13 protein-coding genes and 2 tRNA genes are annotated in these 12,752 nt (G+C 51.6%); 8 read left to right on the top strand and 7 right to left on the bottom strand.

Annotation, left to right across the window (positions count from 1 at the left end):
• Positions 1–2 precede the first annotated feature (2 nt).
• Positions 3–1,451, bottom strand: a complete 1,449-nt coding sequence (locus AC5E51_RS01780; protein ID WP_491778010.1) for a M48 family metalloprotease — start codon at positions 1,449–1,451, stop codon at positions 3–5.
• 173 nt (positions 1,452–1,624) lie between these two features.
• Here AC5E51_RS01780 and AC5E51_RS01775 point away from each other — a divergent pair, with 173 nt between their 5' ends.
• From AC5E51_RS01775 to AC5E51_RS01745, 7 genes are all read left to right on the top strand, one after another.
• Positions 1,625–1,858 (top strand): sulfurtransferase TusA family protein, encoded by a 234-nt coding sequence (locus AC5E51_RS01775; RefSeq protein WP_068435582.1) that lies wholly within the window; start codon positions 1,625–1,627, stop codon positions 1,856–1,858.
• A 1-nt stretch (position 1,859) separates the two neighbouring features.
• A complete protein-coding gene (locus tag AC5E51_RS01770; RefSeq protein WP_301388149.1) occupies positions 1,860–2,933 on the top strand; it encodes an AI-2E family transporter in 1,074 nt (357 codons plus the stop codon).
• Between the two features lie 124 nt (positions 2,934–3,057).
• The gene (gene dapA / locus AC5E51_RS01765; RefSeq protein ID WP_068435579.1) at positions 3,058–3,933 is read left to right on the top strand and encodes a 4-hydroxy-tetrahydrodipicolinate synthase; all 876 of its coding nucleotides are present in this window, start codon (positions 3,058–3,060) and stop codon (positions 3,931–3,933) included.
• Positions 3,934–3,942: 9 nt separating this feature from the next.
• A complete protein-coding gene (gene bamC / locus AC5E51_RS01760; protein WP_068435578.1) occupies positions 3,943–4,584 on the top strand; it encodes an NlpB/DapX family lipoprotein in 642 nt (213 codons plus the stop codon).
• Entirely contained in the window at positions 4,581–5,348 is a 768-nt protein-coding gene (locus tag AC5E51_RS01755; RefSeq protein ID WP_491778009.1) for an MBL fold metallo-hydrolase, read from the top strand. Before bamC ends, AC5E51_RS01755 begins: the two co-directional genes overlap by 4 nt.
• 27 nt (positions 5,349–5,375) lie before the next feature.
• Positions 5,376–6,086 carry a phosphoribosylaminoimidazolesuccinocarboxamide synthase gene (gene purC, locus AC5E51_RS01750; protein WP_068435575.1) on the top strand — a complete coding sequence of 237 codons (711 nt, stop codon included), beginning with the start codon at positions 5,376–5,378 and terminating at the stop codon, positions 6,084–6,086.
• Between the two features lie 147 nt (positions 6,087–6,233).
• Entirely contained in the window at positions 6,234–6,992 is a 759-nt protein-coding gene (locus AC5E51_RS01745) for a TIGR04219 family outer membrane beta-barrel protein (RefSeq protein ID WP_491778008.1), read from the top strand.
• 73 nt (positions 6,993–7,065) lie between these two features.
• On the opposite strand, the gene AC5E51_RS01740 is transcribed toward AC5E51_RS01745, so the two are convergent.
• The 3 genes from AC5E51_RS01740 to AC5E51_RS01730 are packed head-to-tail and all read right to left on the bottom strand — an operon-like array spanning position 7,066 to position 9,995.
• A complete protein-coding gene (locus AC5E51_RS01740; RefSeq protein WP_491778007.1) occupies positions 7,066–8,034 on the bottom strand; it encodes a M48 family metallopeptidase in 969 nt (322 codons plus the stop codon).
• A 26-nt stretch (positions 8,035–8,060) separates the two neighbouring features.
• Positions 8,061–9,110 carry a YjgN family protein gene (locus AC5E51_RS01735; protein ID WP_068440854.1) on the bottom strand — a complete coding sequence of 350 codons (1,050 nt, stop codon included), beginning with the start codon at positions 9,108–9,110 and terminating at the stop codon, positions 8,061–8,063.
• A 57-nt stretch (positions 9,111–9,167) separates the two neighbouring features.
• Positions 9,168–9,995: a hypothetical protein gene (locus AC5E51_RS01730; RefSeq protein WP_491778006.1), complete on the bottom strand. Its 828-nt coding sequence runs from the start codon at positions 9,993–9,995 to the stop codon at positions 9,168–9,170.
• 441 nt (positions 9,996–10,436) lie between these two features.
• Between AC5E51_RS01730 and bamJ the strand changes: the two genes are divergently transcribed.
• Positions 10,437–11,126, top strand: a complete 690-nt coding sequence (gene bamJ / locus AC5E51_RS01725) for a BamJ family beta-barrel-assembly machinery protein (RefSeq protein ID WP_068440860.1) — start codon at positions 10,437–10,439, stop codon at positions 11,124–11,126.
• A 439-nt stretch (positions 11,127–11,565) separates the two neighbouring features.
• Here bamJ and AC5E51_RS01720 read toward each other — a convergent pair.
• From AC5E51_RS01720 to galU, 3 genes are all read right to left on the bottom strand, one after another.
• Positions 11,566–11,642, bottom strand: a tRNA-Pro gene (locus AC5E51_RS01720).
• A gap of 10 nt (positions 11,643–11,652) precedes the next feature.
• Positions 11,653–11,728: transfer RNA gene (locus AC5E51_RS01715), tRNA-Asn, on the bottom strand.
• A gap of 140 nt (positions 11,729–11,868) precedes the next feature.
• On the bottom strand, positions 11,869–12,705 hold the full coding sequence (gene galU, locus AC5E51_RS01710) for a UTP--glucose-1-phosphate uridylyltransferase GalU (RefSeq protein WP_068440867.1): 837 nt from the start codon (positions 12,703–12,705) through the stop codon (positions 11,869–11,871).
• Between the last annotated feature and the right edge of the window lie 47 nt (positions 12,706–12,752).

Raw genomic sequence — 12,752 nt, 5'->3', positions numbered from 1 at the left:
CTTCAGCCTCGTGGTGGACGCAACAGGGCGTCTACCGCTTTTAACCTCTCTTTTAATGCCAGTTCCCGCTGCAGGTCGTTGGCTTTCTCTGCCTGTCTGATGGCATTCCGGAGTTGCTGGGCGGCTTCCTGATTTCTTCCTGTTGTGAAGTAGTATTCGGCGAGCGCTCGGGAGGCGAGAATCAACTCGCCTTGCTTGCTCGCATTCTGACTGAGTGCCTCCCAGAAGGCGGGAACGTCAGGGTAAGTCTCGGTCAGCTTCCGTAGGACTCGGGTTGCCTCGCTGTAGTTACCGCTTTCTGCAAGCAAGTCAGCGTAAGCACTTTCAAGAGGAAGGCTGTTGGGATGAAGCTTTCTGAGCGATTCCAGTGCCGCCCGGGCGCGCGCCGGCTCACCTGCGGAGGCCGTGATACGCTGATCTAACACCTTCACCAGAAGATGACTCTGATCTGCCAGAGCCAGTTGCTCCGCAGCTTCCGCGTACTGGCGTTGATCATGATGCAAGACGGCAATCATGTAGTTGAGTGCGTCGGCTTCTGTACCACTGGCGTCTTTGAGACGTTCTTTCAGCTCGGTCATGGCACCATCGCCAAGTTGATATCGGGTTTCTGCGCTGAGTTTCAGTATACGGAAGCGGAAGCTGGCCGATGGACTGACGCTGCGGAAGGCGCCAGCCCGGCCTGCGGCATCCGCGACCCGGGTTGCTGTCAGTGGGTGGGTCTGAAGAAATTCGGGGGCTTCTCCACGATACCTGGCAGCATCGAGCATATTCTGAAACATGGCGGGCATCGCTTCAGGAGAGAAGCCAGAGCTGACCAGCGTCGACATGCCAAGCCGGTCTGCCTCACGTTCAAACTCTCGGGTATAGGCCAGCTGATCCTGAACTGCGGCAGCCTGCGAGGTCATAATTCCAGCAATGCCTGCTTCGCCATTGCTGGTTGCGATCAGGATCAGACTGGCCAGCAGTGTCGCCAGTGTTACAGGATCTCGCTTTCGGGCGGCTTCGACCTGGCGCGCGAAATGTCGTTGACTGAGGTGAGCAAGTTCGTGAGCGAGTACAGAAGCGATCTGATCTTCATTGTCAGCGTACAGGAGTAGGCCATAATTAATACCGACGATACCACCGGGTACCGCAAACGCATTGAGTTGAGGGCTGTCGACCGTGACAAGGTGCAGGTCACTGATTTGTATGTCAGAGTCGGGAACAAGCTGATAAATAAGATCGTGGAACCACTCGAGAAGAACCGGGTCATCCAGCGTCGGTGCCTGGGATCTCAGGTTTCTGAGCCAGCTCTGACCCAGGGCCTTTTCTTCCTGCAGGGAGATCAGCCCAGAGGTAGCATCGCCGAGAGACGGCAGTTGCTGAGCATCCTGTGCTGATACATGTTGCACCGGGCTATAGGTGGCGCAGAGGGTTACGCCCAAAGCAGATAGCCAATTCCTGATGTTCAATGCCCATTCCTGTCTGTTGTCACTGGTTATGTTGCCTGATATTGCCTGGTTAGCACCGCAGTCTTATCGTGAAGCGATAAATTTTTCGACTGATTTCAGCGTCTTAGGTTCATTGTCGCGGTTGTTTCCGTATAATCTGAGCATGACAAACCCTGATACAAGTGTCTAACCCCATGACGCCTGACTCGACTCTCGACGCGAGCGGACTTCAGTGTCCCATGCCTCTTCTTAAAACTAAGCTAGCCCTGCGTGATCTGTCACCCGGACAAGTACTTGAGGTGATGGCAACAGATGCAGGTAGCCTGGTCGATATTCCGCGTTACCTTGAGAAGAGCCCTCATACTTTGCTGAGTCAGAGTGAGGCGGACGCCGATCGTTACATTTTTCTGATTTCCTGCGGAGTATGACATGTTAAAGGTCGTAAAAGGGTGGATAGATCGTTACTTTTCAGATGAAGAGGCATTAGGGCTTCTCTTTATTCTGATCACCCTGATGCTCGTCATCATGTTGCTCGGCAACGTGTTGGCCCCCTTCCTGACAGCGCTTGTGATTGCCTACCTGCTGCAAGGGACGATGAATTATTGTAAGGCGCGTGGTCTCAGTCACCTTACCGCGACCATCGCCGTATTTCTGTTGTTCATGGCTGTGATGCTTACGCTGCTTTTGATTATTCTGCCCGCGACATGGAACCAGCTGATTCAGTTTATATCTGAAGTGCCGCGAATGGCCTCGAAAGGGCAGGAACTTCTTCTTTTGCTGCCTGAACGTTATCCAGAGCTGGTATCCGTTGAGCAGGTAAAAGAATGGACGAAACAAGTGGGAGATGAAGTCGCATCGCTAGGACAGCTGGCGGTTAGCTTCTCTCTGACAGGTATCACAGGTTTGATGGCGGTATTAATCTATTGCGTACTGGTGCCGATTCTCGTGTTCTTCCTGTTGAAAGACTCGACGCAGATTCTCACATGGATTACCGGCTTTCTGCCTGCGAAGCGCAGCCTGCTTAAAAATGTCTGGTCCGAAATGGACGAGCAGATAGCTAACTACATCCGTGGTAAAGCACTTGAGATCGTGATTGTCGGCGGCGTTACCTACATTGCGTTTGTTATTCTGGGCCTCAATTATGCCGCTCTGCTGGCGATAGCCGTTGGCTTCTCAGTGCTCGTGCCGTACATAGGTGCTGCGGTGGTGACCATACCCATTGCGCTTGTCGCTTATTTTCAATGGGGCATAGGTGATGAGTTCACCTGGGTTCTGGTTGTGTATGCCATTATTCAGGCCCTGGACGGAAACGTTCTGGTTCCATTACTGTTCTCTGAGGTTGTAAACCTTCACCCAGTGGCAATCATTGTTGCGGTGCTGGTCTTTGGTGGATTATGGGGCTTCTGGGGCGTATTCTTCGCTATTCCGCTGGCGACACTGTTTAAGGCGGTATTACGTGCATGGCCGGTTGCCCTGTCAGCTGGTACAGAAGAGGCACAGTGAGCGTGATAAATTGGCTGGCTCTGACCCCCGGGCTGACTTGTCAGAGATACCGGGCACCTTTAGACTTGCGCCCCTTATCACCACGTAATGCCTCGTATAACAATAAATCAGGAGATAGGTAACTATGATTACCGGTAGTATCGTTGCTCTTGTTACTCCAATGAACGCTGATGGCTCAGTAGATTGGGAGAACCTTGATCGATTAGTTGATTTTCACGTCAAGGAAGGGACGGACGCCATCGTCGCGGTCGGTACGACTGGTGAGTCGGCGACTCTTGAAACGGACGAACACGTCGCGGTTATCGAGCGCGTAGTAAAAACAGCAGCAGGGCGTCGTCCGGTGATTGCAGGTACCGGTGCGAACAATACCTCAGAAGCGATTGAGTTGACTCAGGAAGCGAAGCGCGTTGGCGCAGACGCTTGCCTGCTGGTGACACCTTATTACAACAAGCCTCCACAGCGCGGTTTGATTAAGCATCATGAAGCAGTAGCGGCGGCGGTTGATATCCCGCAGTGGTTGTACAATGTGCCGGGCCGTACCGGTATTGATATGCTGCCAGAGACGATTGCTGAGCTTGCCAAAGTGCCGCAGATTACGGCGGTGAAAGAAGCCACCGGCGACATGGATCGTGCGCGCCAGCTGATCGATCTGGTGGGTGACCAGTTAGCCGTTTACTCGGGCGATGACGCAACCGCTTATGAGCTAATACTGCTCGGTGGTAAAGGCAACATCTCTGTGACCGCCAATGTTGCGCCCGCAATGATGCACGAACTCTGTATGCTGGCCCTGGATGGTAAAGCAGACGAAGCTCGTGAACTGAATGAGCGTATGATGCACCTGCATAACGCCATGTTCGTAGAAGCGAACCCAATCCCTGTTAAATGGGCTGTTGAGCGCATGGGGCTGAGTGGCTCAGGTATTCGCCTGCCACTGGTAACCCTTGATGAACGCCTGCAGCCAAAAGTAGAGCTGGCTCTGAAAGACGCTGGCATCATCTGACGGAAAACAATGCGACTAATTCTTCTCTCTGCTCTGGCTGTATTCTCAACAGGATGCAGCTGGATTCTCGGCGACAACCAGGCGCTTTCGTATCTCGATGCTCAGGAAGCTGCTGAAACGCAGGTCCCTGAAGGAATGACCCTGAACACATACGATCGCTTCCCGGTGCCTGACCTAGAAGGCAATCCGGGGCCGGGGGAAGAGTTTAAAATTCCTGTTCCAGCACCCCTGACCGTGGCTCGCGAGGATTCTGAGCCAACGTCGTTGAGTGATTTCAAACGCGAGTTGAACCCACGCTTTGTGCGTGATGGCGCGGGCACGCTGACGTTGCAGATCAATGCACGTTTTGCCCTCGCCTGGTCGCGAGTTGCTGACGCTCTGTCCGCGACTGACGTACGAATGACCGACCTTAACCGCAGCATTGGTACCTACTTCCTGGAATTGCCGAATCCGGCAGCCGAGGAAGACGACCGTAGCTGGTGGGGGCGTCTGTGGGGTGAGAAAATTGAAGAGGTTCTGCCTTATCAGCTGAAGATGGTCGAAGCCGGCGATGGCGTCTACCTGACTCTGCAGGAAGATGCAGAAACGCTTGCGGAAGACAGTCTGACGCGGGACCTTCTGACACAGGTTAAGCTCCAGCTCGAAAAGTGAGATTCCGTTCTTTAGGCAGTGGCAGTCGTGGTAATGCCACTCTGGTTGAGTGCAATGCGCAAGCGCTGTTGATTGACAGTGGCTTTGCCAGACGCACTATGCTCCAGCGCCTGACTGAAGCGGGTGTTGAACACAGCGCTCTGAAAGCTGCCTTTGTTACTCATGAGCACAGCGATCATGCCAAAGGCATTCAGTCGCTGTGTGAGCATCTGAATATCCCTTTCTACGCCTCGTTTGGAACTGCACGCCGCATGGAATGGACTGGCCATTCTCTGTGGCGTTGTCTGGTCAGCGATAAACCGGTAGATGTTGCCAGTATGCAGGTGACGCCTGTCGTCGTTCCTCACGATGCACATGAGCCTCTGCAATTTGTTATTCAGAGTGCAGAAGGGCGGCGCCTTGGTATATTATCCGACCTCGGATCACTGACACCGCACGTTGTGAACAGCTATCGTGATTGCCATGCGCTTCAGGTTGAAGCTAATCATGATCCTGTGATGTTGGCGAACGGCCCATACCCACCGAGCTTGCGAGCACGTGTCGCCGGTGCTTATGGTCATCTCAGCAATGAACAGTGCGCTGACTTTATTCGCCGGGTAAAATGGCCCGGATTGAAGCATGTGTCTGCTGGGCACATCAGCGAAAAGAACAATGACCGGAACCTGGTAGCTCAGGTTCTGGCTGAAGCAATTGGTTGCTCCCCTCAGGACGTTCCCCTGCTGTCGCAGGATGAAATGTCAGACTGGGTTGCACTGAACGATTAAAACCGACCCTCATTCCCGGAGAAACCCATGGAAAAACGCGAACTTCTTTATTCAGGCAAAGCCAAGTCTGTTTTCACAACAGATGATCCGGACTACATGGTGCTTGAATTCCGTAATGATACTTCCGCGTTTGATGGTAAAAAAGTAGAACAGCTGGATCGCAAAGGCATGGTGAACAATAAGTTCAATGCCTTCATTATGAGCAAGCTGGCCGAGGCTGGTGTGCCAACGCATTTTGAAAAGCTGCTGTCAGACAACGAGTCGCTGGTGAAGCGTCTCGATATGATTCCTCTGGAGTGCGTTGTCCGTAACGTTGCTGCCGGCAGTCTGGTGCGTCGTCTGGGTGTGGAAGAGGGCATGGACCTGAACCCGCCAACGTTTGAACTGTTCCTGAAAAACGATGAACTCGGTGACCCTATGGTAAACGAGTATCACGCCCAGTCGTTCGGCTGGTCAGACGAAGCGACGATCAACAAAATGAAAGAGCTGACGTTTAAGGTAAATGGCGTTCTGAAAGAACTGTTCCTGAACGGCAATATGCTGCTGGTTGATTACAAGCTTGAGTTTGGCGTCTTCAATGGCGAAGTGGTTCTGGGTGACGAATTCTCACCAGACGGTTGCCGACTCTGGGATAAAGACACGCGCGAAAAACTCGACAAAGACCGTTTCCGTCAGGGCCTTGGTGGTGTTGTTGAAGCGTATGAAGAAGTCGGTCGTCGCCTGGGCATGGAATTTTAATCCAGGCACCAATCTCCTTATGTATCCGACAAGGCAAACCTTGTCGGATATTGCCATAACTATTGGCTTTTCATGATTCTCTGTGCACACTAAGGACGCTGGCGATTAGCCGGTGCTCTGGAACACAATAAATTACGGGAATAATTCATGAAAAAGACAGCACTTGCGGCTTTTCTGGTCGCGATGACTCCGGTCGCCGCTCAGGCTGACCTGCTTTTCACAGTAGGTGCTAAGGCAAACTCCTGGACTGCTGAACCTAGTGGTGAGCTGGACGAAGGAGTATCCGCAGACGGAGAGAATAACGGCCTTGGGCTGGATTCAAACTCAGGCACCAATATCACTCTGTTCTTTGAGCACCCTGTACCGGTTGTACCCAATGTACGCCTGCGTCAGACCGGCCTCGAAATGGATGGCTCAGGTTTCCTGACTGCCGACTTCAATGGCATTGGTTATGCAGAGCAGGTTGACAGTGACCTTGACCTAAGCCACACAGATGCAACTCTTTACTGGGGCCTACCTCTGCCAGTACCTTACGTTGATGTTAACCTGGGTCTCACCGCACGTATGTTCGGCGGCGAGGTTATAGTTGAAGGTCAGGCGACAGGTCGTCGTGAAGAAGTTGAACTCGATTTCACCCTGCCAATGGGCTTTGTTGAAGCGCAGGTGGGCACGCCTTTCGGTATCTACGCTGCGGCAGAAATTAACGCGATCGGTTATGACGGTAATTCACTGACCGATACTGTTCTGACGCTGGGCTATGATCTGCCTGTGCCAGTTGTTGATCTGGGCCTTGAAGTAGGTCACCGTGCATTGAGCATGAAGACCAACAAAGACACCACCGATATCGAAACTGATTTTGATGTTTCAGGTATCTTCTACGGTGCGTCATTTGCTGTAGGTTTCTGATCGCATTGTTAATGCCGATCTGAAAGAAGCCGGGCTGAGCCCGGCTTTTTTTGTGCGCCTGGCCCCTCGGCGATTAATCCGACGCACTTTCGATACGCTCTGTGCGTGTTTTCCGTTCCGGGTGTGTGCTCAGGTATTCCCGCCAGCTATTGGTTTCGCGCTCGCTGCCGGGCAGTGAGTTAAGTGCACTGGCCAGAAGGCCTGGCGACATGCCAGCGGCTTTCAGGTGTTCGACGGCGAAATCATCGGCATCGGTCTCCATCGTCCGGCTGAAGGCATTTTCGCCGAGAGAAATTCCGGTACCCAGTACGACTTCTGATAAGCCTTCAAGGTCTCCAAGCAGGAGCCCATAAACAATGGCACCGGCACTGGCCTGAACCATCATTTGTGCACCGTGCCGTCGCTCAACATGGCCTGCCTCGTGAAATAGCACAGCTATCAGCTCGTCACGACTGAGAATACTGACCAGCTCATCAAATACCACAATGGTGCCATCAGGCAGTGCGAAAGCATTGGGAGCGATGGCGCTGCGGAAAAGGATTCTGTAGTCGTTATGCAGCCCCGCTTTTTCTGCCGCTTTATTCCAGTCTTTTATGATCGAAGCCTGCTCATACTGGGGCAGCGTCGAAGGTTCCAGAGAATAGTCGAGCGTCTTCATTGATGAGCGACCAACCCGGTCCAGTACCTCTTCTGGTATCAAGGGCGCCGTTGCCTTTGCACCTGCAGGAATAACCTGAGTAAACATTAGCCAGAAGGAAAGAGGAACAAGCAAGGCAGCGGCGAGAACCATGGCCATATGACTTTCGAGGTAAGCCAGAAAGCCACTGCGCGGGGTCCACCTAAGGTCAGGGTCATCGGGTATAAAGTAGTCTCCACTGTCAAAGTGCAGCTCAACTGGAATACCGGGGAGGATATCGCCTTGTCTGCATTCTTTCAGCGTTGTCGAGGTCAGCTCGTAATCGAAATCGGTCGCAAGGACGCGGAGTGAGCCGTCGTCCCTGAGGAGAAGAATGGCAGGACGCGTATCGCTGCGACCTGCCATACAGTATTTACCGCTTATTCTTTGCATCAGACGATGGAAAGATCGGTATCGAACATACCGGCAGCTTCTTCACCAAAGGCGCTTTCTTTGCCTTCAACCTGATTGGCCATATGATCGATACGCGGCGTCAGAAACACGGTCGTTTTGGACGCGATGTAGCGCATCTTGATGACTTTAGCAGCCGGGAAGGCAAGGCCGAGAGTAAAAAGAATCAGGACGGCGTTAAGCAGAGTAATACCCAGATAACCAGCAACCGTAATGCGTGACTCGAAGCGAACAAGCTCATCTGCTTTGAGACTTTCAGCAATGTGGTTGCGGATCATGGCATTGAAGACAGACTGGACGAGAAAGCTGAAGAAATACATGACCAGAATGATAGGTAAAAACGACAATGGGTTCGGGGCTTCACTACCCTGAATGGTCGTAAGTGTTCCGGCCATGGATGATGCAATCAGGATGAAAGCAATAATAGAAACCAGGAAAACGACCAGCGCCGCTTTGTAATACTGACCTGTGCTGGTATTCAGTTGCAGTTTTTCACCGCCGTATTCGCAGTTACCAAACATGAATTGATGAATTTTTTTGATGACCCAAGGTAGAGCAAGATACAGGGTGACAGCAGCTACTAATGGCAAAACGATAAAGTGATACAGAGCCCCCATATAGTCGCCTTTAAAATCAAAGCGAACATTACGGTAAGCGGTATTGCGGTAGGTAAATTTAAGGCCCTGAACTATGAGCCACGGGCTCAATGGGATCAGAGCAAGATACATAATGCCTGCAGCTATGGGTTCGACCATGGAAACGCCCACAAAAATAAGAAATACGCCCAACGCTAATAAGCGACCCAGCAAAATCTGCTTAGGCGTTGCCAGGTATTGCAGGCGATTATCCTCGATGCTGGTGTGGCCGTAGAGGTATTGGTTATTTCGTACTTTCGCCCATGCTCCATAAATACCCAGCGTGGCCAGGGTAAGAAGCATATTTACTAACCAGAGCTTAGTGTAACCCCATGGTGTGGCAGTAAATTCAATAGCAGCGCTACGCTCATTTGCGAAGCTTTCAGGCGTCGTCATAATTACGTCCTTGTAGTGATCTGCAGGCTGGTCATTCAGCCATGGTGCAGGTTTGGTTTATTTGTCCTCGCGGACGAATTCGGCCAGAACCCGGTCAGAAGCCCGGCTACCAACCAGAATACTCATTACATCTGTGCGAATTGCACTGATCGGATGTTTACGATATTCATGTTCCAGGCGGCAGCGTTGAAGCGGACAGAAGCGGAATCCAATCTGCATCGTCAGTGCACGCTCACTGGTGTGCTCGTAAGCTTTTTCTGGGCTGATGTACCAACTCAGGTCTTCAAACAGGCCCGGCTCCCAGCGCCAACTGCTTTGCATGGTGGCGAGCACATCGTAGTCTTTGAAATTCAGCGTCGCAGCAACCCAGCGCTGGCCATCTTCACGCTCAACCATCTGACCCAGACGGTTTTCAATTTGCTGATTTTTGAGGGTGAATTCCAGAACCGATTTGGCTTTCTGGCCCGGTTGGTATGCAGCGTTTTTATCTGGAAAGAGTGGGCTGTATACAGTGCTGTTCGGTAGGTTCCGCATGCCTACAATAACAAAGCTTTGCTTGCGTTCGCCGTAGTTGTATTTGGCTGCCTGAAGTTCAAGTTCGATATAGTAAGTTTTACCGGCACGGAGGTCAGAAGTAATTTCGCCGCTGAATAATGTATCGATGTCGGATTCAGAGAGGTACTCAGCGCCGGACCAGGCATCGCGGGCGTCGTTCAGACGCTCCTGAACCCGTGCGTCTCGCTCAGCGGCGAGTCTTTCGGCTTCAAGACGCGCTTCTTCCAGTCTCTGGGCTTCCAGCAGTTGCTGACGGCGTAGTTCTTCTTTGGATGGCCCACAGGCAGAAATGACAATAGCGCAAAGCACCAATACAGCGAGACGGAGCATGTTAATTCCTTACTTATTATACTGACCCGAACTGAGTATTGCTGAGCTCAGCTGGGTAAAAAGCGGTTACAGTATACCGTCGACGAATGAAAAAGGGGACTCGTTGAACTCATTCAGTGCCCTGTGGACAAAGAATAGTGACTATGACACTCTTCGGGCTGTTTTCAATGATTGGGGACGTCTGAATTGCGAGCTCTGCTGATATTAGTGATTACGTTTATAACCGGATGCAATCTGGTAGAACGCCCTTTTGCGGACACGCCCGACAGAGAGCTGAGAGAACGTAATTACCGGTGTCAGATGACGGGTTCGCTATCGGCAGCGGAAATCCAGGTATGCAAAAATATTCGAAGGGAATGTGATGCGCGTGCCGAGAGAGGGAATTTCGTGTGCTGACCCAAGCTTGGGTACTGAGATCTTAAACTGCCATCAGGAAATACTATGAAATTGAATAAACTGGTTCCAGCGATTGCGTTGGGGACACTGTTATTGGCTGGTTGCGGCCAGGAGGAAAAAGTGAAACTTGAGACCACCGCTCAGAAAGCGAGTTACGGTGCAGGCCTGAACATCGGTCGTCAGATCGAACGTGAAGGTGCAGACATTGATCTTGATGCATTGGTTGCGGGTATCCGTGATTCTGTTTCTAAAGCTGAACAGCAGGTCAGCGACGAAGATATTCAGGCGGCATTCATGTCACTGCGTGAAGATGCTGAGCGCAAGCAGAAAGCTCTGGATGATGAAGCAGCTCAGGCGAGCGAAGAATTCCTGGCGAAGAACGCAGAACGTGAAGAAGTAAAAGTTACTGATTCAGGCCTGCAATATGAAGTTCTGACTTCTGTAGAAGAAGGTGAGTCACCGGCAGCAACCGATACTGTTCGTGTTCACTACCACGGTACGCTGATCGACGGAGAAGTTTTTGACAGCTCTGTTCAGCGCGGTCAGCCTGCCGAATTCCCGGTAAACGGTGTAATCCGTGGTTGGGTCGAAGCACTCCAGATGATGAAGCCAGGTGAGAAGTGGAAGCTGTTCATCCCGGCAGACCTGGCTTACGGTGCTCGTAGCCCAAGCCCTAAAATTCCAGCGAACTCAGCGCTGGTGTTTGAGGTAGAACTGCTCGAGATTGTTAAGTAATACATACAGCCTCGCAGAAAAGGCCCTCTTCGGAGGGCTTTTTTGTGCCTGCTCATCGAGTGTGCGTATAGAAAACAGAAAGCTCGAATGCGTCAGGTTATTGAGCGACGGCTTCTTCTAGCTCTTCAGATACTTCGTCTTGTTGACCGCCGCGGAGTCCGCAGCCAGACATGTGGGAGAGTGTTCTCTCAAGACTTTCAAGTTGTTGGTCGGTCAATCGAATCGTATTTCCACAGACGCGACATATGGATTTGCGATCTATCCGTAATTTCTCAGCAGGCTGTGATGTGTAATTTTTACACTCAGGACAAGGCAGCGGGTACTGAACAACAGAAGCAACAGAAGACATAAGCAATAATTAAACAAAAACCAGTGTTGAAGCTGATTTATACAGCATTAAAGGTATTGTTTGAAGGGCATTGCGGGCGAAGTGTGAGAATGGTCGGGGTAGAGAGATTCGAACTCCCGACATCCTGGTCCCAAACCAGGCGCGCTACCAGACTGCGCTATACCCCGAATGCTGTGTTGGCTCCCCGAGCTGGACTTGAACCAGCGACCAATAGATTAACAGTCTACTGCTCTACCGACTGAGCTATCGGGGAACATCTCAACAGCGGGACGAATATTACGGATTTACCCGGATGTCGTCAACACCTTTGTTTCAAAAAATCATAGAAAACAAAAAGATAGAGGAAACATCAGGGCTGCGCGGCAGCCCTGATGCGTATCCTCAGACGAGGGCTTATTTGCCCTGTTTGAAGATATTCTCGTAGACATAGTTGGTCGCTTCAACGAAACCGTCGATGCTACCGCAGTCGAAGCGGGTACCGCGGAACTTATACGCCAGTACACAGCCTTCCTGAGCCTGCTTCAGCAGGGCATCAGTGATCTGAACCTCACCGTTTTTGCCCGGAGGTGTATCTTCGATCTTGTCGAAGATGTCCGGTGTCAGAATGTAGCGGCCAATAATCGCCAGATTGCTTGGTGCATCTTCTTTGGCTGGCTTCTCAACCATATCGGTTACGCGGAAGAGGCCGTCTTTCATCTCTTCGCCAGCAATCACGCCGTACTTATGCACTTCGTCTTCAGGCACTTCCTGTACTGCAACAATAGAGCAGCGGAACTGAGAGAAGACTTTAACCATCTGAGCCAGTACGCCTTCACCGTCGTCACCAGCAACACATAGGTCATCGGCCAGAACAACGGCAAATGGCTCGTCACCCATCAGGTATTTGCCGGACAGAATCGCGTGGCCCAGACCTTTCATATGGTTCTGGCGTTTGAAGGCAAATTCGTTTTCATCGATGAGGGTGCGGATAGAGGTCAGCAGGCTTTCCTTACCAGAACCTTCGATTTCTTTTTCGAGCTCGTAGGAGATATCGAAATGGTCAGCAATGGCACGTTTACCACGGCCTGTGATGAAACCTATGCGATCAATACCAGCCTCAGTTGCTTCTTCTACGCCATACTGTACGAGCGGCTTGTTAACGATCGGGAGCATCTCTTTGGGCATTGCTTTGGTTGCTGGGAGGAAGCGGGTTCCGTATCCGGCTACGGGGAATAGGCATTTGCGAATCATTGACGTCTTTCCTTGTTCAGACATGTAGTTTGTAACCTCTGATTAGG

Source organism: Thalassolituus sp. (assembly GCF_984348125.1).
The sequence above is the reverse complement of the archived record's forward strand: the minus strand, read 5'-3'. Positions and strand labels throughout refer to the sequence as shown.